The following is a 20,211-nucleotide window of genomic DNA, read 5'->3' on the forward strand; positions in this document are numbered from 1 at the left end:
TTATCAAGGCCGCGTAAAGCGGTAATGGGCGACCATCCATTGCCGCCCGCGTTCATAGCCAAACAGTTCGGCGCACGCCATCCAGAACATGCGCCAGCGCTGAAACCACAATGCCGCTAGCGCCGGGCCATAGGCGTGCTCCAGCACCTGCATGGCGGCGGCGCGGTTGGCGTCCTGGTTCGCCAGCCAGTGATTTGCCGTGCGTTCGTAATGGCTGCCGTCGATCAGCCAGCGCGCTTCGATGTGCAGATCGCGCTGGAACCACAGCAAGGTGTCCGCCGCAGGCATGATGCCGCCCGTGAAGAAGTGCCGGCCCAGCCAGTTGTCGGCGCCCTCGGTTTCGAACGGGTACATCAGGCTGCGGTGCGCAAAGATGTGTACGAACAGCTTGCCCGCGGGCCGCAGCCACGTGCCGATACGCGCCAGCAGGTCCTGATAGTTGCGCATGTGCTCGAACATTTCGACGGACACGCAGCGGTCAAATTCCGCGGGCGGCAGTTGCAGCGTGTTGACGTCGCAGGTGATGACGTCCACATTGCCCATGCCGCGCAGTTGGCATTGCTGCTGGATGTGCTGGCGCTGAGACGCGGAATTGGACACGGCCGTGATGCGCGCATTCGGATAGCGTTCCGCCATCCACAGCGTCAGCGAGCCCCAGCCGCAGCCCAGCTCCAGAATGCGCTGGCCGTCGGCCAGTTCGGCGCGCATGCCGGTCAGCTCCAGCATGGCGGCTTCGGCCTGGTCCAGGGTTTCGCGGCCGGTGGCGTAGTAGCAGCCTGAATACTTCAAGCGCCCGCCCAGGCACAGCTTGAAAAAGTCGGCAGGCAATTCGTAGTGCTGGGCGTTGGCGTCGTCGGTGTGGATGGCCAGCGGGCTATCCTGCAGCTCGTTCATCAAATGCTGATAGCGCCTTGCCTGCGCCGCCGGGCCGCCCGCCCTTTCGTCGCGCAGCCGGTCGGCGCACAGGCGCCGGATGCCCTGGCGCACCAGCGCATCGGGCACCCATCCGCGTTCGGCCCAGCCCAGCAAGCCCGGGGCAGGACGATCCGAGGGAAGTTGGACGTCGCTAAGAATGGCGGTGTTCATGATTTGCCCTTTGCATGGCGTGGCGGGGAGCCGGCGGCGGAGGCCGGTTTCGGAAACCAGGGGAACAGCATCGGCGTCGTGCGCTGATACTCGCGGTAGGCGTCGCCGCGCGTGCGCAGCGATTGCGCTTCGGTGTAGGGGATGCCACTGATCCATCGCAGAAAGATGAACATCACGACGGGCCCCACCCACGCCAGCCACGCGAAGCTGGCGCCCACGGCCAGCGCCACGTAGGTGAACCAGTGGAGCCATTCGAAGAAGTAGTTGGGATGGCGGGACACGCGCCACAAGCCCACTTGGCACACGCGCCCGGCGTTGGCCGCGTCCGCGCGAAAGGCCGCCAGTTGCCGGTCAGCCAGCGATTCGCCAGCAACCGCCACAATCCAGATCAGCAGCCCCAGCCACAACCACGGCGTCATGCCGGGGACCGGGTTGGCGGCAACCGCGATGAAGGGCAAGGTGAACAGCACGATCAAGCCGGCCTGCGCCAGAAAAAACAGCGCGAATTTGGTTTGGCTGCCGTTCCAGTGGGCGCGCAGCGCGCGGTAGCGGCCGTCTTCTTCGCCGTCCCGCACTCGGCGCCAGATATGCAGCGCAAGCCGGCCCGCCCACACGCCGCCCAGCACCGCCAGCAGCAGCCTTGGCATGATGGCGCCCGGCCCCGTCAGCGCAGTCAGCACCGCGCCCAGCCCAACACCCGCCGTCCACATCACATCGACAATGCCGGCATTGCGATGGCGGCGCTGCCACTGCCACCCGGCAGCCATCAGCACCACCCCCATCACCGCCACCATCAGAATCTGCATACCCGGGCTCATGTTGCGCCCCCTGTGATCGAAGCGGATGGCCTCCGCAAATTGCGTTCCCAACGCCGGGCCAGCCGGCAGAGCCCCCACATCGCCAGCGCCCAGCCGATGACCAGCCACGTCAGGCTGCGCCAGACGGGCGGCACAAACACCATCGCGCCCCACCCTCGCGCGGCGCCCCAATACGCCAGCGGCCCGCCAACAAGCCCCAACGCTGCGCCCAGCGCGGGGCGGTCGCGCAGGTAAGCCAGCGAATGGTTGAAGGTCATGGCGAAGGCAGCCCAGAGCGCCAAGATCCAGATGGGTGCGCCCCCCATCGGCAAGGCGGGCCGTGGCGTGACGTACAGCGCCCAGCCGCTGGCGGCCAGCACACCGTCCAGCACCATGCCCAAGTACAGCGCCACGGCAACCAGCCGCAAGTCGGCGCGGCGGCTGTCGGACACCCAGGCCTGGATCAGCACGAAGCCCGCCGACAGCGCGACGCCCCACCACGGGTTGCCCCGGCTGGCGCCGATCACCGCGCCAAACCAGACGATCTGGTAGCCGATGAGGTTGGCCCAGAATGTCATGTGGACTCCCTCGCCTACCCGGCGGTCCAGCGCGCCGCGCCGGGCATGGCTGCGGGGCGCGCCAGCAGCAGATGCGATACGCCAATGGCGCGTTCGCGAAATCCGCCTTCGCAGTAGGCCAGGTAGAACTCCCACAGGCGGATGAAGCGTTCATCAAACCCCTGCGCCCGCACCGCGTCAAGCCGCGCCATGAAGCGCTGGCGCCACGCTTGCAGCGTGCGCGCGTAAGACAGGCCGAAGTCTTCCAGATGCACCAGGCTCAGGTCGCTGGCGCGCGTTTTGGCGTTAAGCATCGCCTGGATCGACGGCATGAAGCTGCCCGGGAAGACATGGCGCTTGATGAAGTCCACGGCTTTCAACGCCTGCGCGTAGCGGTGGTCTTCGATGGTGATGGCCTGGATCAGCGCCACGCCCGCCGGCTTGAGCAGTTCACCCACTTTGGCGAAGTACGTGGGCAGATAAGCCGCGCCGATGGCCTCGATCATTTCTATCGAGACGAGCTTGTCGAACTGGCCATGCAGGTCGCGATAGTCCTGTAGCAACACGTCCACCCGGAACTGCAACCCGGCGCGGCGGATGCGCTCAGAAGCCAGCGCATGCTGCTCGCGCGAAATCGTGGTGGTGGTGACGCGGCAACCGTAATGGCGAGCGGCATGCAGCGCGAAGCCGCCCCAGCCGGTACCGATTTCGACCACGTGATCACCCGGTTGCAAGTCCAGCTTGCGGCAAATCACATCCAGCTTGCGCGTGGACGCCTGCTCCAGCGTGTCGTCCTCCCCTTCCCACATGGCCGACGAATACATCATGTCGTCTGACAGGAAAAGCTGGAAGAACGCATTGCCCAGGTCGTAGTGCGCGGCGATGTTGCGGCGGCTGCCGGCGCGGGTGTTGCGGCGCAGCGCATGCAGCGCGCGCATAGCCAGGCCGCCCAGGCGCGCACTGCCGGTTTCCATGCTGTCCAGCCAATCGCGGTTGCGCACCAGCAGGCGGATCAGGCCGACCAGATCATCGCATTCCCAATGGCCGTCGCCATACGCCTCGCCGCCGCCCACGCTGCCGTTGCACGCCAGCGCCCGGTAAAAGGCCGGGTCGCGCACGCGCAAGTGCACGTGGCGGGTTTGGGCTGAGCCGGTGACGCCTGCCTGCATCTGGCCCATGGCGTCTTCGATGGTCAGCGATCCGCCTCGCAAATCGCCTAAGCGGCTCTGCAAGTGCTGACGCAGCAGGCGGTCGGCAAACGACATCGGCGGCGCGGCGGGCTCGGGCGCATAGGGCTCGGAAGACGTAGAGGCAGAGTGCGGCGTCATAGTGGGCTTCTCTCGGCATATCTGGCAGGGACACTGCCATATACGAAGCCCGACGCCCGTCAGATGCCTAGGGAAAACCCTAGATCAAACCGTGCGATTGCCGGTCAGCCAACACAAGGTGGCGACCAGGTCGTCTTGCCACGTGTAATGCATCCACACCGCCGTCCCTGCCTCCCAGCCGCCCGGCCCCCAACTGCGCGTCAGGGTCAGCTGCAAACGGGTGGGCGTGATCGACGTCAATTCCGCGCCATCAAAATCCTGAAATGTGCGCACCAGCGGATGCAGCGCCTTGTAGAGCGATTCCTTGGCGGAGAACAACAGCGTCAGCGCGCTGCGGCGTTCGAAGTAAGGGCTGGCGCGGGCCAATTCGGCGGTGTTCGCGATCAAGGGCATGACCTCGGTCATGACGCGCGGGCTGACCCGTTCCTGGATATCGAATCCCAGCGCCACGCAATGGCGGGACGCCGCCACCGCCGCAGCCGCCCATGCCGTGCTGTGGCTGATGCTGCCGTGCCAGCCTGCCGGCCACACGGGCAGCTTGTCTTCGCCGCGCGGCACGTAGCCGATGCGCCCGGCGCCGGCGGCTTCCAGGGCGCGCGCCGCGCACACTCTGCCCGCCAGGAATTCGCCGCGCCGTTTGGCGCCCATGGGCTGCATGTCGGCTTCCAGACGCCGGGCGTCGGCATCGGTACGCGCAATATCGCTTGCCTGTGCTTGTGCAATCGGTATCAGCGCCATCGAGATCCAGTCTGGTGCATCCAACGCCAAGCGCATGTCTTGCGGCACGACTTACCCCTCTATGCTGGTCAACACGACCCGTGGTCGCAAATAATGCCCGATTGCGGCGAGCCTTGCATCAGCCCCGGGGAAGTGGGCGGAATGGAACGCCCAAGATCAGGGCTGGGATTGGGCGGCCGCGGCCTTCGCGGGGGGCTGGCCCGCCCGGGCCGTCTGCCAGACAAAGGCCGCCAGGTCGTCCAGCACCGGCGCGCGCCAGCGCAGCGGACGCGCCAAGGCGCCCGCCAGCAGCGCATGGCCCAGCCGGTCATAACGCACAACACTGACCGGCGCGTGCGCCGCCTGCAGCGCCGCCGCCAGGCTTTCCGTGTTGAGCGCGGGGTCAACCGTGGTGTCGGCCATGCCCACCATCAGCAAGGCCGGCGGCGCGGCGGCGCTGACGTGCGCAATCGGTTGGGAATCCGCCGGCGTGCCGGGGAAATGGAAGACGGGTTTCAGGCTGCGCGCCACGATGGGCAGAAAGTTGTAGGGGCCGGCCATGCCGATCCAGCCGCGCAGCATGGCGGGTGACGCGTCAAAGCGCGCCAGCCAGCGCGCGTCCAACGCCACCATGGCCGCGTTGTAGCCACCCGCGCTATGCCCGGCTACGAAGACTTCGGCCGGGTCGCCACCGTAGCGTGCGATGTGATGCAAGGTCCATGCGACGGCGCGCGCGGAATCGTCCACAAAGTCCGGGTATGACACGTCGGGGTAAAGCCGGTAGTCGGCGATAACGGCCATGATGCCGCGCGAGGCCAGCGCGTCGCCCACGAACTTGTAGTCGGCACGCGAACCGCTGCGCCAGCTGCCGCCGTAAAAGAACACCACCACGGGCGGGCGATCGACGCCGGGCGGCGCGTAGATGTCCAACTGCTGGCGGGGGCTATCACCGTAGGCCACGCCTGACACGACGCGGCTGGCGTCTTCAGGCACCGCGCCATTCAGCACGGCCAGCGGCGAACACGCCGCCAGCCCCAGCACCAGAACCGAGGCCAGCACGGCAAGGATCAGCGCGCTACGCATCGGCGTGCCTGAACGAAGGAACCACGGGGCGGCAAGGTCGTCTCCTTGTGAAGAACATGGGGCATGGGGCCAGTGGTCTGTGGCCCCATGCCCCATATACGAAGACGGCAAGGATTTGGATGCGGGCAGGCGGCCGGCTACACCGGCTACGCCTTGGTCATCAGCCTCTTCCAGCCTTCCAGACCCAGCTTTTTCATCGTGTCGATGTTCTTTTCATAGATGTCCGCCGCGTCCGGGAACGATTCCACTGCCCGGTCGATGCTGTCTTCGCGCAGCAGATGCAGAATCGGGTACGGCGAACGGTTCGTGTAGTTCTCGATGTCGTCCGGCTGCGTGTCCGCAAACTGGAACTGCGGGTGGAAGGTGGCCACTTGCAGCTCGCCCACCAGCCGCATGCGCTTGAGCAGGCGGTCGGACAGCTCTTCGAAATCGTTGAAATCCAGGAAGTCGTCCAGCGCGTCGGGCAAGATCAGCAAGGTGGTGTCGATCTGTTCCGGGTCGGCCTCGGCCAGCAAGGCAAGCTCGTCCTGCAAGTCGGTCAGGACGCCCTCGGCGTCGGTGGCGTCGCTGACCGCAAAGCGGATCTGGTCCTTGACCTGAACCGCTTTGGCGAACGGGCAAAGGTTCAGGCCGATGACGGCCTGAGTCAGCCAGTGGCGGGTTTCAGCCACCACATTGGCGTAAGCGTCAGAAGTCGAAATCATGCCGGCATGGCCGCCATGGTCTGGGCGACGGCAGCCGTCAGCTTCTTGCCATACGGCACGTGCAGGAATTCATTGGGGCCGTGGGCGTTGGACTTGGGGCCCAACACGCCGCACACCATGAACTGCGCCTTGGGGAAGCCCTTTTGCAGAATGCTCATCAGCGGAATCGTGCCGCCCTGGCCGATGTAGCCGCAAGGCTGGCCGTAGTACTGCTGCGAGGCGGCATCCAGCGCCTGGGTCAGCCACGACACGGCGGCCGGCGCGTTCCAGCCGGTGGCGGCGCCTTCGTTGGCCTTGAAGATCACCTTGGCGTTGTAGGGCGCATCGGCTTCCAGCAGCGCCTTGATCTCTTGCGACGCGGCCACGGCGTCCACCAGCGGCGGCAGGCGCAGCGACAGCTTGAACGCGGTGCGCGGGCGCAGCACGTTACCCGCGCTGGACAGCGGCGGCAGGCCTTCGGCGCCCGTCACCGACAAGGTCGGGCGCCAGGTGCGGTTCAACAGGGCTTGTTCGGGCTCGGTCGTCATGGGCAGCACAAAGCCGCCTTCGGCGCCGCAGCTCCAGGGGAAACGGCGCCACACTTCGTCGCCCAGGATGCGGGCGGTGGCAGACACCTGTTCCACGCGGTCGGCGGGAATTTCGCAATGCAGGCTTTGCGGCAGCAGGCGGCCGGTGCCGCTGTCTTCCAGGCGGTCCAGCAGATGGCGCAAGATGCGGAACGACGACGGCACGACGCCGCTGGAGTCGCCCGAGTGCACGCCTTCGTCCAGCACCTGCACTTCCAGCGTGCCGGACACCATGCCGCGCAGCGACGTGGTCATCCAGAGCTGGTCGTAGTTGCCGGCGCCCGAATCCAGGCACACGACCAGGGCGACGTTGCCCAGGCGGTCGCGCAGCGCGTCTACGTAAGGCAGCAAGTCGTAGCTGCCGGACTCTTCACAGGTTTCGACGATGCCCACGCAACGCGGGCGCGGAATGCCTTGCTTGTCCAGCGCCATGATGGCGGTCAAGGACGCATACACGGCGTAGCCGTCGTCTGCGCCGCCGCGGCCATAGAGCTTGCCGTCTTCGTACTTCGGGGTCCACGGGCCCAGGCCCGCGCGCCAGCCCGAGAATTCCGGCTGCTTGTCCAGGTGACCGTACAGCAGCACGGTGTCGCCGTTGTCGCTGCGGGTGGCCGGCGCGTCAAAGAAGATGACGGGCGTGCGGCCCGGCAGGCGCACCACTTCCAGTTTCAGGCCCGATACTTTCTGCGCTTCCACCCACTGCGCCGCATCACGCACCACGCGTTCAATGAACGCGTTCTTTTCCCAGTCGGCGTCAAAGGCCGGGCTCTTGGCGGGAATGGCGATGTAGTCGGTCAGTGCGGGGATGATCTCGTTGTCCCATTTGTCGTCGACAAATTCCTGGAGCGCTTTCGGGTCCAGGGTGGGCGGCAGTGCGTCTTCGGGGATACGTGCGTTCATGGCGCTGGAATCCTGTGTGCGGGTGTGCGGGTATGGGGTAATTCGCTATTTTATGCCTGAATGGTTATGGCTGAACGGCGCCGCTATCGGGCCGCGTAGGCTTCGATCCGGGTCCAGACCTGGCGGGCCAGCAATTTGGCGTTGTCCACCGACTGATACAGCCGAATCTCCATATGGATGTCGTTACGCGCGCTGTCGGCCCGCACCAGCTTGCCTGCGCGCAAGTCGGCCTCGATCAGCGTATGCGGCAGCCAGGCCAGGCCAAAGCCCTGGCGCGCCATGGCGTGCAGCGCGTCGGCCAGGTCTGACTCATACAACGCCTGCAATTGCGGCACCACGCAAAGCCCGCGCAGGCGGTCGTGCAGGATGCGGCCTAGCGACATGCTGTCGGCATAGGCCAGGAACGGCACGGCCGGGTCCGACGCCAGCTTGGGCACGGCATAGCGGGGGTGGCGGCCGCCCTCCGACACGGGCGCACTGACCGCAACCAGTTTGTCGGCGCCCACGCGCCGGCAGCGGTAGCCGGGGTTATCGATCTTGGCGTACAGCGGCTCGTGCGCATGGCACAGCAGGAAGTCGACCTCGCCATCCGCCAGCATGTCCACGCCGTAGTTCAGGGTGGTGGTGATGACCTTCAGCTGGAACGCCGGCATGCCCTGCTGCACGCTGGCCATCAACCCCGGCAGCACCGAATGCGCCAACGTCTTGCCCGACGCGATGATGATCTTGCGGTTGCGTTCCTGCTCGGGCTTTTGCAGCGCCAGCCGGGTGTCGCGCAGGATGTCCAGCACGTCGATGGCGGCGGCCAGCATGCTGCGCCCGGCCGCGTTCAGCGTGGTGGCCTGATGGCCGCGTTCCACCAGCGCCACGCCCGCCCATTCCTCAAGCGCCTTGATGCGGCGGCCGAACGCCGGGTGCGTCACGCTGCGCGCCTCGGCCGCCTGGAACATGTTGCGCGACTTCGATAGCGCGACGAAGTCTTCCAGCCATTTGGTGTCCATCTGTCTCTCTCACCCCTGCCCGCTTGTCCGGTGCGGGATCGGTATTCATGGGCTGTGCCGATTCGGCACAGCGGGTGCTCATTTTGCACAACCCAGAAACAATTGGCAACTAACATCCCGGCATCGACTTCTGGAAAACCCTGATGCCCGACGCCCCTGTTTTGCTCAAATCCATCCGCAGCCACTTTCTGGGCGGCGCCGAGGCCGTCGCCGGCGGTGTGCCGATGCAGCAACAGCAAGTGGTGGACAACGCGTCGGCCCGCCTGGTCGACATGAACGGCGGCTACAGCGTCGGCCAGTTGTACGTGCAGGAATACCGGCTGGCCCAGCCGCGCCACCCCTACCCCATCCTGCTTTGGCACGGCGGCGGCATGACGGGCGCGCAATGGGAAAGCACGCCCGATGGCCGCGAGGGCTGGCTGTGGCGCTTGCTGCAAGCGGGCTATGACGTGTTTGTGTCCGACGCGCCCGAACGGGGCCGCGCGTCGTGGGCGATGTATCCGCAGGTCTATGACAGCGCGCCCATCTTCCGGTCCAAGGAAGAAGCGTGGCGGCTGTTTCGCATCGGCCCGGCCGACGGCTATGCGCCCGCGGGCCAGCCCCGCCACGCCTACCCCGCGCAGCAATTTCCCACCGACGCCTTCGATACGTTCTCCAAGCAATTCGTGCCGCGCTGGCTGACTCACGGCGACATGGCGCTGGACGCCTACCGCCAATTGCTGGACCTGGCTGGCCCCTGCATTGTCATCGGACACAGCCAGGGCGGCGGCTTCGCCACCCTGCTCGCCCAGGAATACGCGGCCACCGTGCGCGCGGTGGTCGCCGTCGAACCGACGGGCACGCCCGCCACGGCTTGCTGTCAGTTGCCCCCGCAACTGCTGGTCTGGGGCGATCACTTTGGCGCGGACGACACCTGGCAGCGCTACCGCGCCCAGACGGACGCCTACTGGAACGCCCTGCGCACGGCCGGCCAACGCGCCGATGTGCTGGACCTGCCCGCCGCCGGCATCGCCGGCAATTCCCATTTCTGCATGCTGGACCGCAACAGCGACCAGATAGCCGGATTGATCGTCGATTGGCTGAACCGCAGCCTCGACTAACCTTCGCCTGGAGACACAGATGAATTTCAAGAAATCCACCATTGCCCTGGCGCTGCTGACCGGCGCTACGCTGGCCGCCGGCGCCGCTTCGGCGCAGCAAGCCGCCGACTACCCCGCGAAGCCCCTGCGCCTGATCGTGCCGTTCGCCCCGGGTGGCACGGCCGACATCATCGGCCGCGTGTTCGCCGCCCAACTGGGTACCGAGCTGGGCGCCACCGTCGTCGTGGAAAACAAGGCGGGCGCAGGCGGCTCGATCGGCACGCGCTACGTGGCCGATGCCGCACCCGACGGCTACATCCTGCTGCTGGCGTCCTCCAGCACCCACGGCACCAACCCGGCCGTGTACAAGACGTTGACGTATGACGCCGTGCAAGACTTCACCGCCATCACGCAACTGGTCACCGTGCCGGGCGTGCTGAGCGTCACCAAAGACTTCCCGGCCAGCGACCTGAACGCGCTGATCGCGGCGTCCAAGGCCAACCCGGACAAGTACACCTACGCCTCGTCGGGCGCGGGCGGCCTGGGCAACCTGGCCATGGAACTGATGAAGTCGATGACGGGTTCCAAGCTCATGCACATCGCCTACCGTGGCGCGGGCCCGGCCTTCACCGACGTGATCAGCGGCCAGGTGTCGATGATCTGGGAACCGGTGCCGGCCTCGCTGCCCTACATCAAGGGCGGCCAGATTCGTCCCATCGCCATCGCCGCCGACACGCGTTCGCCGGAACTGCCCGACACGCCGACCTTCAAGGAAGCCGGCCTGCCGCGCTACGAAGCCAACGCCTGGAACGGCCTGCTGGCGCCCAAGGGCCTGCCGGAAGACGTGAAGAAGAAGCTGCACGACGCTTCCGTGAAGGCGCTGAACACGCCCGAAGTGAAGGCCAAGATGGCCAGCCTGGGCGGCACCGTGGTCGCCGGCACGTCGGATGAATTCCAGCAAGTGATCGCAAGCGACGTGAAGAAGTGGAAGAACGTGGCGGCCGACGCCAAGATCCAACTGGATCAGTAAGCAGCAAAACGCCCCGGGCAAGCGCGGCTTCCCCGGGGCGATGACGATGGCTGTTGCCAGATACGGCTGTGGCTTGCGTCAGCCGATGCTTGCGTCAGCCGATGCCTGCGTCAGCCGATGCTTGCGTCAGCCGCCGCTGAATTCGGCTATTGCTTCAGGCCGATACGGCTGTTGCCTGAAACCTTAAGCGCCGATCAGCGCCGCCTGCGCGCCCCGTCCCAGCGCCGGCGCATCGGCGTCAATCACCTGCCCGCCCGCCTGCAACTTGAACACGGCCACCGCTTCGCGCAAACGTTGCGCTTGGGATTCCAGCGACGCGGCGCTTGCCGCGGCCTGTTCAACCAGCGCGGCGTTTTGCTGCGTCACGCTGTCCATCTGCGACACCGCCTGATTCACCTGCTGAATCCCTTGCGACTGCTCTTCGGACGCGCTGGAAATCTCGTTGATGATGTCCGTCACGCGGCGCACCGACGTCACAATCTCTTCCATCGTCGCGCCCGCGGCTTCCACCTGATCTGACCCGATCGACACCTTCTGCACGGAATCGTCGATCAAGCCCTTGATTTCCTTAGCCGCCTGGCCGCTGCGCTGCGCCAGGGCGCGCACTTCGCTGGCCACCACCGCAAAGCCCTTGCCCTGCTCGCCTGCACGCGCGGCTTCTACTGCGGCGTTCAGTGCCAGGATGTTGGTCTGGAATGCGATGCCGTCGATCACGCCCACGATATCGGCGATGCGCTTGGAGCTGTCGGCAATGCCGCGCATCGTGCCCACCACGTCGCCCACGGCCTTGCCGCCGCGCGTGGCCACTTCGGACGCCACCGTCGCCAATTGCGAGGCGCTGCGCGAACTGTCGGCATTGTTCTTCACGGTGGACGACAGCTCGTCCATGCTGGCGGCCGTTTCTTCAAGCGAAGCCGCTTGCTGCTCGGTACGCGAAGACAAGTCGATGTTGCCAGCCGCGATCTCGCGCGAACCGGTGTGGATTTCTTCCACGCCCAGACGAACGGCCGACACGGTGCGCGCCAGGCTGTCCTGCATGCGCTTGACGGCGGCGTACAGCACGCCGATTTCGTTGTCGCCGCGTTGTTCGATGCGGTTGCTCAAGTCGCCACCCGCGATGCGGTCAAACAAACGGCCCGCGTCATGCAAGGGGCGGAAAACGGAGCGGGCGAAGATCGCGTACAGGCTCACCACCAGCACCGCCACCACCACCAGCAAACAGACCAGCAGCACAATCGCGCCGTTGATGCGCGTGGATGCCTCGCGCGCCACGCGTTGGCCGATTTCGTCCGCGTAGTCCACATACTTCTGGATGGCTTGCGTGAAGGCGATGCCCAGCGGCGTGACCTTCTCCAGGTTCAGGCGGCTGGCGTCTTGGGGCTTGCCGGCGCGAATGGCCGCCACCATCGGCGCGATGGCGTCGCGCTGGTAGACGTCATAGGCGGCCAACGCGGCGTCGAACAAGGGCTTACCTACTTCCGACACTTCGGGTTGCTTGCGCGCCATATCAATCAAGTCAGACGCTTTTTTCGTGTAGCCGTCCAGACGCTGCATGCTCGGCAGGCTGTCGATGCTCTTGCCTTCGATCAGCGCGCTCTGGGCGGCCAGCAAGACGAGACGCGCGCGCAGCAGTTCGGCAGCGGCGCCGTCCACGGCATTGGCGCGCACCAGGTTCGTGTCCAGCAAGACTTCAATGGACGTGCGGTTGGACGTGAGTTGCTGATAGACGGCCACGCCGGTGACCAGGAAAAGGCCAAAAAAGACGGCCAGGGCGGTCGTCAAAATGGCGCGGATACTTAAATTCTTGAACATATAGGGTCACTCCGGTTTGCATAACGCTCCCCGGGTTAACGACAGGCTGCAATGAAAAGTTAAATATCTCATTGGGTTACAGCGCGCTGACAGCCGCTGACAGCCGCTGGCAGCCCCTGGCAGCCCCTGACCGCCCCTGACAGCCCCGGACCGCCCTTTGCCCAGTCAGCGCAGCGGCATGTGGCGCTGCGTATACCCCAGCCCGGTGGCGGCGTCGTGCGGAATCACGGGCATCGCCGCATTCCATTGCAGCCAGTCGCGCCGCATGTCCGCCAGCCTGCCGGGATCATGCGTGGCCTGATTGGCGCGTTCGCGCTCATCGCGCGACAAGTCGAACAAGTACGAGTAGCCATCCACCTGCAAATACTTCCAGTCGCCCTGCCGGCTGGCGCGCTGGCCGCGGTGCTTGGTGCGCCAATACAGCTTGCGTTCGAACTCCGGCTTGCCATGCAACACGCCCAACATCGACACGCCGTCCAGCGGAAAGTCCTCGTGCGGCGCCACGCCCGCCGCGTCCAGCACGGTGGCGGTCCAATCCATGGTCATGCACTGTTGACGGCTGATGCGGCCGGGCGAGATCACGGCGGGCCAGTGCGCAATCCACGGCACGCGGATGCCGCCTTCGGTCAGGTCCATCTTGCCGCCCATCAAGGGCCAGCTATCGGCAAAACGGTCGCCGCCGTTGCCGCTAGTGAAGATGATCAGGGTGTTATCCAGCAGCCCGTTGCGCGCCAGCGCCTGGCGCACGCGTCCCACGCCTTCGTCCATGTGATGAATCATGCTGCGGTAGGTATGCACGCTGCCGCCATTCAAGTCGAGCAGATTGGGCGCCACCTGATAGGCGCGCGCTTCATCGCCGCGCGCTTCCCACGGCGATTGCGGCGCCGTGTAGTGCAGGCTAAGAAAGAGCGGCGTGCGCGCTTGGGCCGCGTGGTCGATGGTTTGCACCGCGCGCTCGGTCAGCAGATCGGTCAGGTAGCCGGTGGCATTGGCCGCACGCAGGTTCTGCCACAAGTCGTACTGGCCATGCTGGTCGCGATGGCTGAAGTAGTCCACGTTGCCAGACAGCGATCCGTAGAAGTCTTGATACCCCGATCGCAACGGGCCGAAATGTGGCGGGTAACCCAAGTGCCATTTTCCGACCAGCGACGTCGCGTAGCCCGCCGCGCGCAACAACGACGCCAGCGTAGGATGCGCCGGCGGCAGGCCCAACATGTCACTGCCGCGCGCGCTGCCGTTCAAAGGTTCTTCGGCCGCGCCACGCAGCCGGTATTGGTAGCGCCCCGTCATCAATGCAAAGCGCGTGGGCGATCCCACGGGCGCATTGGCATAGCCCTGCGTGAAGCGAATGCCGCTTGCAGCCAAGGCATCCAGTTCAGGCGACACATCGCCAAAATCCGCGGGCCGGCCGCCATAGCAACCCAGGTCTGCGGAGCCTAAATCGTCCGCCACGATGAAGACTACGTTTGGCCGTTCCGCCACGTTCTCAGTGCGCATGCTTGCCTCCTTCGTGTGAATGAACTACGGTCACTGAGCACTCTAGATGCGAGCAAGCGGGGACGCTAATAGCAAGATCGACCGAGTAATAACGGGGAGGCATCAACATGAAGTTGCAGCAAGTGTTCGACTTTCTGGCGGTCACGCAACATGGCAGCGTGCACGCGGCAGCCCGCGCGACCGGGCAAACTCAACCGGCAATGACCAAATCCCTGCGACGGCTGGAACGCACACTGGGATTACCGTTGTTCGACAGGCACGCCAAAGGCATGCGGCCCAACGACTACGGCAAACGTTTTCTTCCTCATGCGCAGCATTTGGTTCACGAGACCAAACGCGCGCGCGACACCATGTCGCAAATGCGCGGCGAGCGCATGGGCACGGTGCAATATGGCATCTCGGCGGCGGCATCGGTGTTGCTGGCGCCGTCCGCCATTCAGCGCTTTCGGCAGGTCTACCCCGAAGTGGAGCTCAGTTGCCGCAGCGGGCTTTACCACACGCTGACGCCGTTGCTGCGCGACGGCCAACTCGACTTCGCCATCTGCCCCGTGAACGCAGAGAATGCGGACTCACAGTTGAAGGTGCGCTCGCTGATCGACAGTCCGCTGGTGGTGGCGGCGCGCCGCGATCATCCTTTGCGGCAAGCGCGCACGATGTATGAATTGCAAGACGTGGTGTTCACCGTTGCAGGGCCGCCCGGCCAGCCAGGTGCAGCGGTCTACAAGGTATTTGACGACGCCGGGCTCGGCGCGCCGCGCGTGGACATGTACACGGATGGCCTGATCGACGCGGCAGCGTTGGTGGCCAACAGTGACCGCATGGCGCTGCTGCCCACCGCGCTGATCACAACCGGCATGCTGCGCGAACAGCTTGAAATTGTGCCCGTGTCCGAACCCTTGCCCAGCTATGCCATCGGCTTGTTCCAACGCAGCGCACATCCGCTGACGCCGGCCGCCGAAGAACTGGCGACGCAGTTCGAGCGCGAAGCCACGTACTTTCGCAACGGCGCCTCATAACCGCAAGGCCTAGCGCGTTTTTCGCTTGCTCTCGCGTGACAATGCCTGCCGCTTCGGCAGGCATTGTTGCTTCTGGCTTGTTGCTTCTGGCTTGTTGCTTCTGGCTTGTTGATTCTGGCTTATTGCTTCTGGCCGTGTCACTTCAGGCACGTTGCTTCAGGCAAGTTGCCTCAGGCCGCAGAATGGCGAGCCGCCCGGCAGGTCCAGGCCAACGCCGCTGCCCACACCGCCTGCAACGCTGCCCACGCATAAAACACCGGCGCCAGCACCACCGACATCGCAATGCTGAACCACAGCCAGGCGAACACGCCCCATGCCCAGCGGATACGGTGCGCGGGCGAGCGCCGCAGCAACATCCACGCAGCCGCGGCAGCGAATGCGCCGGGCGACAACGCCATGTGCAACATGCCTCGAGCAAGCGCCACGCCGTGGCTATCGCCAGCGGCAATAAACCCGCCTTGGATTTTTCCGAAAGACAGTGCCATCACGGCCACATAAAACGCGTAGATCAGTGGAACCAGGATAAGCAAAACGGTTCCGATGACATCGTGCAGCTTATTCAGCTTCATGACGATTCCCCCTATGAATGCAGGATTCCGCCAATGCGGGCTGCCCTCATCCTACTTGCGGAACCGGCGCGTGGCCAATCGTGGCCCGGCCAATCGTGGCCCGCTCAATCGGGGCCCGGCCTCTCGTGGCCCCGTCAATCGGGGCATGGCCGCTCATGGCCCGGCCGCTAATGGCCCGGCCAATCCGAACTCGCAAAAAAAGAACGGGCGCCAGGCCCGTTCTTTATGCTTCCGATGCACCGCGCAAGCGGCAACCGGAACGCAAGCATGTTATCGCTGTAGCTTTACTTCAACCAGGCGCGCGCGTTGCGGAAGATGCGCATCCACGGGCTGTACGCGCCACCCGTGTCGGCATTGCCCCAGGTCTCGGGCGCCCACGACATCATGACGTTGCGGGTCACGCGTTCCGGGTGCGGCATCATGACCGTGAAGCGGCCATCGGCGGTGGTGACGGACGTCAGGCCGCCCGGGCTGCCGTTCGGGTTGAACGGGTAGGCCTCGGTGGCTTGGCCACGGTTGTCGATGTAGCGCGCAGCGGTGAGCACGCGGCTGGCGTCGCCCTGCTGCGAGAAGTCGGCAAAGCCTTCACCGTGCGCCACGGCGACGGGAATGCGAGCGCCTTCCATGCCGGCGAAGAAGATGGACGGCGACTTCGCCAATTCCACCATCGACAGACGGGCTTCGTACTTTTCCGACTGGTTGCGCGTGAAGCGCGGCCAGTGCTCGGCGCCCGGAATCATCGGGGCCAACGCAGCCATCATCTGGCAGCCGTTGCACACGCCCAGCGCGAACGTATCGGGACGCGCGAAGTACGCAGCGAACTGATCCGACAGCTTGCTGTTGAAGCGGATGGTGCGCGCCCAGCCTTCGCCTGCGCCCAGCACGTCGCCGTAGCTGAAGCCGCCCACGGCCACCAGGCCTTGCATCTGCGCCAGGTCCACGCGGCCGGCCAACAGGTCGGTCATGTGGACGTCGATGGCTTCAAAGCCCGAGGTATCAAACGCCCAGGCCATTTCGACCTGGCTGTTGCAACCCTGCTCGCGCAGGATGGCCACGCGCGGACGCTTGCCGGTGTTGATGAAGGGCGCGGCGATGTTCTCTTGCGGGTCGAAGGACACGTTCGGGCTCATGCCCGGGTCGGTCGTGTCGTTCCAGACGTCAAGTTCCGCTTGCGCGCACGCCGGGTTGTCGCGGCGCGACATGATGCGGTAAGACACTTCGCTCCAGGCGCGGCCGAGTTCAGCGCGCGGCTGGCCCCAGACCTTCTTGCCGTCGCGATAGAACTCGACTTCATCGGCGCCATTCAGGCCGCCGATCACGTGCGAGTGAGCCGACAGGCCGGCGCCACGCAGCACTTGCATGACGGCGTCACGTTGCGATGCCGGCACTTGAATGACGGCGCCCGCTTCTTCCGAGAACAGCGCCTTGAGCGTCAGTTCTTCGCGCTGCACCTTCACTTGATCCGGGCGGATCTTGTAGTCGCCCCAATCCGCCGATTGCGGATCGAACGTCAGCATGTCCAGATTCACCGAGATACCGGTGCGGCCGGCGAAGGCCATTTCGGTCAGCGTGGCGAACAGGCCGCCGTCGGAACGGTCGTGGTAGGCCAGGATGGTGCCGGCTTCGGCCAGCGTGCGGATCGTGATGAAGAACGCGCGCAGCTCTTGCGGCGCGTCGATGTCCGGCACGGTTTCGCCGACCTGGTTGTACGTCTGCGCCAGAATCGAGCCACCCATGCGGTGACGGCCACGGCCCAGATCGATCAGGATCAGCACGCTGTCACCGGCGTCGGTGCGCAACTGCGGCGTGAGGCTGGCGCGCACGTCGGCAACGGGTGCAAACGCCGTGACCACCAGCGACACCGGCGCCACCACCTGGCGCTGTTCGCCGTCCTGTTCCCAGGACGTCTTCATGGACAGCGAATCCTTGCCCACGGGAATGGACAGGCCGGTCGCCTGGCACAGCTCGCTGACGGCGGACACGGTGTCATACAGCGCGGCGTCCTGGCCGTCGACGCCGCAAGCCGCCATCCAGTTGGCGGACAGCTTGATGTCTTCCAGGCGCGCCACGTCGGCGGCGGCCAGGTTGGTCAGCGCTTCGGCCACGGCCATGCGGCCGGACGCCGGAGCGTCGAGCATGGCGATGGGGGTGCGTTCACCCATCGACATCGCTTCGCCGCGGAAGCCTTCGTAGTCGGCCAAGGTGACCGCGCAATCAGCCACCGGCACTTGCCACGGGCCCACCATCTGGTCACGGCTGGACAGCCCGCCCACGGTGCGGTCACCGATGGTGATCAGGAACGACTTGTTGGCGACCGTCGGGTGACGCAGCACGCGGTAAGCGGCTTCGGTCAGGTCGATGCCGGCCAGATCCAGCGGCGCGGACACGCCAGGCAGGCGGCGCACGTCGCGCGTCATGCGCGGCGGCTTGCCCAGGATGACGTCGATCGGCACGTCCACGGGGCGCACTTCGGCGTCGCCTTGCGGGCGAATGGTGTCCAGGCCGGGCAAGCCCTCGCCGTCCACCACGCGCAGCTGGCGTTCTTCAGTGGCCACACCCACCACCGCGTACGGGCAGCGTTCGCGGCGGGCGATGGCGTCAAAGCGTTCCAAGTCTTTCGGCAGAATCGACAGAACATAGCGTTCCTGCGATTCATTGCTCCAGATTTCAGCGGGCGACAAGCCCGATTCTTCCAGCGGCACACGCTTCAGATCAAAGATGGCGCCACGGCCGGCGTCGTTGACCAATTCCGGGAAGGCATTGGACAAACCGCCCGCACCCACGTCGTGGATGGCGATGATGGGGTTGTTCTCGGCCTGCTGCCAGCAGCGGTCGATAACTTCCTGGGCACGGCGTTCGATTTCCGGGTTGCCGCGCTGGACGGAATCAAAGTCCAGTTCGGCCGAGTTGCTGCCCATGCTGATGCTGGAGGCGGCGCCGCCGCCCATGCCGATACGGAAGCCCGGGCCGCCCAGCTGAATCAGCAGCGCGCCAGGGGGGATCACGTCTTTGTGGGTCAGGCCCGCGTCGATGCTGCCCAGGCCGCCCGCGATCATGATGGGCTTGTGATAGCCCCAGCGCGTGCCGCCAGCGGTCTGCTCGAACGAGCGGAAGTAGCCCAGCAGGTTGGGCCGGCCAAATTCGTTGTTGAACGCCGCGCCGCCGATGGGGCCGTCGATCATGATGGACAGCGGCGAGGCGATGCGCTCGGGCAGGCCGTGGTGGTCGGCTTCCCAGGGTTGCAGCGCGTCGTCGAAACGCAGGTGCGACACGGTGAAGCCGGTCAGGCCCGCCTTGGGCTTGGAGCCGCGGCCGGTTGCGCCTTCGTCGCGGATTTCGCCGCCCGCGCCCGTGGACGCGCCCGGGAACGGGGCGATGGCGGTCGGGTGGTTGTGCGTTTCCACCTTCATCAAGGTGTGCACGGTGGTGTCGCGGCGGATGTACTTGGCGCCGTCAGCGCCCTCGCCCGTGACACCGGGCACGCCGGCCTGGAAGCGCTGCGCGGGGCCGCCTTCCATGATGGCGGCGTTGTCCGAGTACGCGACGACGGTGCCTTCCGGCTGCGCCTTGTGCGTGGCGCGGATCATGCCAAACAGCGTGTTGGGCTGCGACTGGCCGTCGATCACCCATTCGGCGTTGAAGATCTTGTGGCGGCAGTGTTCGCTATTGGCTTGCGCGAACATCATCAATTCCACATCGGTGGGGTCGCGGCCCAGGTCGGTGAACGACTTGGCCAGGTATTCGATTTCGTCTTCCGACAGGGCCAGGCCCAGCGAAATATTGGCTTCGGCCAGTGCTTGCACGCCGCTGGCCTGCACGCCAACCGTGCGCATGGGCTTGCCGGCCAGCGTCTGGAACAGCGCCTGGCCGTCAAAGCTGGCGTCAACCACGGTTTCGGTCATGCGGTCGTGCAGGCAGTCCGCCGCGCGCGCCAGCATGGCGTCGTCAAACGATTTGGTGCCGAGCAGGCCGCGTTCCGGGGTGATCACGTAACGCACGCCGCGCTCGATGCGGTGCACCGACGACAGGCCACAGTTGTGGGCGATGTCGGTGGCCTTGCTGGCCCACGGGGAAATGGTGCCCAGGCGGGGAATGACCAGCAGGGACAGGCTCTTGGCCGGGGCGTCGGCCGTGCTGGGCGTGCCGTAGTCCAGCAGTTGGGTCAGGTGTTGCTGCTGTTCGGCCGTCAACGCGGCGTCGGTGCTGACGAAGTGCTCGTAACGAGCGGAGATGTCGGCCACCGGCAGGCCGGCTTCCTTCAATTGCGCCAGTAGGCGATCGCGACGAAAGGAGGACAGGACGGAGGAACCAGGCAGATGCTGAACTAGGGACACGATGCGGGCGCCGTATAAGGATGGGTGCAAAAAGTGATTTTACCTGTTTAGGGGGTTTTCCCGGAGCCGATATTCAAGAAGCGTTCAAGAACCGTTCAAGAATCTTGCCAACCCCCGGTTTTCCCTATTGTTACA

General features: G+C 65.5%; 16 protein-coding genes. 3 read left to right on the forward strand and 13 right to left on the reverse strand.

Annotation, left to right across the window (positions count from 1 at the left end; genetic code table 11):
* Nucleotides 1–3: 3 nt before the first annotated feature.
* The 9 genes from AC1DB0_RS02635 to AC1DB0_RS02675 all read right to left on the reverse strand — a co-directional run bounded on the left by AC1DB0_RS02635 (nucleotide 4) and on the right by AC1DB0_RS02675 (nucleotide 8,739).
* Nucleotides 4–1,086, reverse strand: coding sequence for an SAM-dependent methyltransferase (locus AC1DB0_RS02635; RefSeq protein ID WP_476756632.1), 1,083 nt, complete (start codon nucleotides 1,084–1,086; stop codon nucleotides 4–6).
* Nucleotides 1,083–1,904, reverse strand: coding sequence for a DUF1295 domain-containing protein (locus AC1DB0_RS02640; protein WP_476756631.1), 822 nt, complete (start codon nucleotides 1,902–1,904; stop codon nucleotides 1,083–1,085). The genes AC1DB0_RS02635 and AC1DB0_RS02640 overlap by 4 nt, the downstream gene beginning before the upstream one ends.
* A complete protein-coding gene (locus AC1DB0_RS02645; RefSeq protein WP_476756630.1) occupies nucleotides 1,901–2,461 on the reverse strand; it encodes a DUF2878 domain-containing protein in 561 nt (186 codons plus the stop codon). Before AC1DB0_RS02645 ends, AC1DB0_RS02640 begins: the two co-directional genes overlap by 4 nt.
* A gap of 14 nt (nucleotides 2,462–2,475) precedes the next feature.
* Entirely contained in the window at nucleotides 2,476–3,768 is a 1,293-nt protein-coding gene (locus tag AC1DB0_RS02650) for a class I SAM-dependent methyltransferase (protein WP_476756629.1), read from the reverse strand.
* Nucleotides 3,769–3,852: 84 nt separating this feature from the next.
* Nucleotides 3,853–4,554: a 4'-phosphopantetheinyl transferase family protein gene (locus AC1DB0_RS02655; protein ID WP_156336740.1), complete on the reverse strand. Its 702-nt coding sequence runs from the start codon at nucleotides 4,552–4,554 to the stop codon at nucleotides 3,853–3,855.
* Between the two features lie 108 nt (nucleotides 4,555–4,662).
* A complete protein-coding gene (locus tag AC1DB0_RS02660; protein ID WP_476756628.1) occupies nucleotides 4,663–5,568 on the reverse strand; it encodes an alpha/beta hydrolase in 906 nt (301 codons plus the stop codon).
* Between the two features lie 146 nt (nucleotides 5,569–5,714).
* On the reverse strand, nucleotides 5,715–6,272 hold the full coding sequence (locus AC1DB0_RS02665) for a DUF1415 domain-containing protein (protein ID WP_054425291.1): 558 nt from the start codon (nucleotides 6,270–6,272) through the stop codon (nucleotides 5,715–5,717).
* A complete protein-coding gene (locus AC1DB0_RS02670) occupies nucleotides 6,269–7,738 on the reverse strand; it encodes a M20 family metallopeptidase (RefSeq protein ID WP_476756627.1) in 1,470 nt (489 codons plus the stop codon). Before AC1DB0_RS02670 ends, AC1DB0_RS02665 begins: the two co-directional genes overlap by 4 nt.
* A gap of 83 nt (nucleotides 7,739–7,821) precedes the next feature.
* A complete protein-coding gene (locus AC1DB0_RS02675; RefSeq protein ID WP_454669248.1) occupies nucleotides 7,822–8,739 on the reverse strand; it encodes a LysR substrate-binding domain-containing protein in 918 nt (305 codons plus the stop codon).
* Nucleotides 8,740–8,882: 143 nt separating this feature from the next.
* On the opposite strand from AC1DB0_RS02675, the gene AC1DB0_RS02680 reads away from it, so the two are divergent.
* Both AC1DB0_RS02680 and AC1DB0_RS02685 read left to right on the forward strand, forming a co-directional pair.
* Nucleotides 8,883–9,839 (forward strand): alpha/beta hydrolase, encoded by a 957-nt coding sequence (locus tag AC1DB0_RS02680; RefSeq protein ID WP_175169231.1) that lies wholly within the window; start codon nucleotides 8,883–8,885, stop codon nucleotides 9,837–9,839.
* A gap of 19 nt (nucleotides 9,840–9,858) precedes the next feature.
* On the forward strand, nucleotides 9,859–10,848 hold the full coding sequence (locus tag AC1DB0_RS02685) for a Bug family tripartite tricarboxylate transporter substrate binding protein (RefSeq protein WP_054425283.1): 990 nt from the start codon (nucleotides 9,859–9,861) through the stop codon (nucleotides 10,846–10,848).
* A gap of 183 nt (nucleotides 10,849–11,031) precedes the next feature.
* Here AC1DB0_RS02685 and AC1DB0_RS02690 read toward each other — a convergent pair whose 3' ends face one another.
* Together AC1DB0_RS02690 and AC1DB0_RS02695 are read right to left on the reverse strand one after the other, a co-directional pair.
* Nucleotides 11,032–12,660: a methyl-accepting chemotaxis protein gene (locus tag AC1DB0_RS02690; RefSeq protein ID WP_175169233.1), complete on the reverse strand. Its 1,629-nt coding sequence runs from the start codon at nucleotides 12,658–12,660 to the stop codon at nucleotides 11,032–11,034.
* Nucleotides 12,661–12,825: 165 nt separating this feature from the next.
* Complete coding sequence (locus AC1DB0_RS02695) at nucleotides 12,826–14,157, reverse strand: sulfatase family protein (RefSeq protein ID WP_054425279.1); 1,332 nt, start codon at nucleotides 14,155–14,157, stop codon at nucleotides 12,826–12,828.
* Nucleotides 14,158–14,264: 107 nt separating this feature from the next.
* Between AC1DB0_RS02695 and AC1DB0_RS02700 the strand changes: the two genes are divergently transcribed.
* Nucleotides 14,265–15,173 (forward strand): LysR substrate-binding domain-containing protein, encoded by a 909-nt coding sequence (locus AC1DB0_RS02700; protein WP_054425277.1) that lies wholly within the window; start codon nucleotides 14,265–14,267, stop codon nucleotides 15,171–15,173.
* Between the two features lie 170 nt (nucleotides 15,174–15,343).
* Here the strand turns inward: AC1DB0_RS02700 and AC1DB0_RS02705 are convergent, their stop codons facing one another.
* Both AC1DB0_RS02705 and purL read right to left on the reverse strand, forming a co-directional pair.
* On the reverse strand, nucleotides 15,344–15,742 hold the full coding sequence (locus tag AC1DB0_RS02705; RefSeq protein ID WP_054425275.1) for a hypothetical protein: 399 nt from the start codon (nucleotides 15,740–15,742) through the stop codon (nucleotides 15,344–15,346).
* Between the two features lie 284 nt (nucleotides 15,743–16,026).
* Entirely contained in the window at nucleotides 16,027–20,076 is a 4,050-nt protein-coding gene (gene purL, locus AC1DB0_RS02710; RefSeq protein ID WP_175169235.1) for a phosphoribosylformylglycinamidine synthase, read from the reverse strand.
* Nucleotides 20,077–20,211 lie beyond the last annotated feature (135 nt).

It is taken from the genome of Achromobacter sp. 10T422 (genome assembly GCF_056394065.1).

Coding starts and splice junctions, on each gene's coding strand:
- AC1DB0_RS02635 (WP_476756632.1), bottom strand. CDS start 1,086: ATGAACACCGCCATTCTTAGCGACGTCCAACTTCCCTCGGATCGTCCT.
- AC1DB0_RS02640 (WP_476756631.1), bottom strand. CDS start 1,904: ATGAGCCCGGGTATGCAGATTCTGATGGTGGCGGTGATGGGGGTGGTG.
- AC1DB0_RS02645 (WP_476756630.1), bottom strand. CDS start 2,461: ATGACATTCTGGGCCAACCTCATCGGCTACCAGATCGTCTGGTTTGGC.
- AC1DB0_RS02650 (WP_476756629.1), bottom strand. CDS start 3,768: ATGACGCCGCACTCTGCCTCTACGTCTTCCGAGCCCTATGCGCCCGAG.
- AC1DB0_RS02660 (WP_476756628.1), bottom strand. CDS start 5,568: ATGCGTAGCGCGCTGATCCTTGCCGTGCTGGCCTCGGTTCTGGTGCTG.
- AC1DB0_RS02665 (WP_054425291.1), bottom strand. CDS start 6,272: ATGATTTCGACTTCTGACGCTTACGCCAATGTGGTGGCTGAAACCCGC.
- AC1DB0_RS02670 (WP_476756627.1), bottom strand. CDS start 7,738: ATGAACGCACGTATCCCCGAAGACGCACTGCCGCCCACCCTGGACCCG.
- AC1DB0_RS02675 (WP_454669248.1), bottom strand. CDS start 8,739: ATGGACACCAAATGGCTGGAAGACTTCGTCGCGCTATCGAAGTCGCGC.
- AC1DB0_RS02680 (WP_175169231.1), top strand. CDS start 8,883: ATGCCCGACGCCCCTGTTTTGCTCAAATCCATCCGCAGCCACTTTCTG.
- AC1DB0_RS02685 (WP_054425283.1), top strand. CDS start 9,859: ATGAATTTCAAGAAATCCACCATTGCCCTGGCGCTGCTGACCGGCGCT.
- AC1DB0_RS02690 (WP_175169233.1), bottom strand. CDS start 12,660: ATGTTCAAGAATTTAAGTATCCGCGCCATTTTGACGACCGCCCTGGCC.
- AC1DB0_RS02695 (WP_054425279.1), bottom strand. CDS start 14,157: ATGCGCACTGAGAACGTGGCGGAACGGCCAAACGTAGTCTTCATCGTG.
- AC1DB0_RS02700 (WP_054425277.1), top strand. CDS start 14,265: ATGAAGTTGCAGCAAGTGTTCGACTTTCTGGCGGTCACGCAACATGGC.
- AC1DB0_RS02705 (WP_054425275.1), bottom strand. CDS start 15,742: ATGAAGCTGAATAAGCTGCACGATGTCATCGGAACCGTTTTGCTTATC.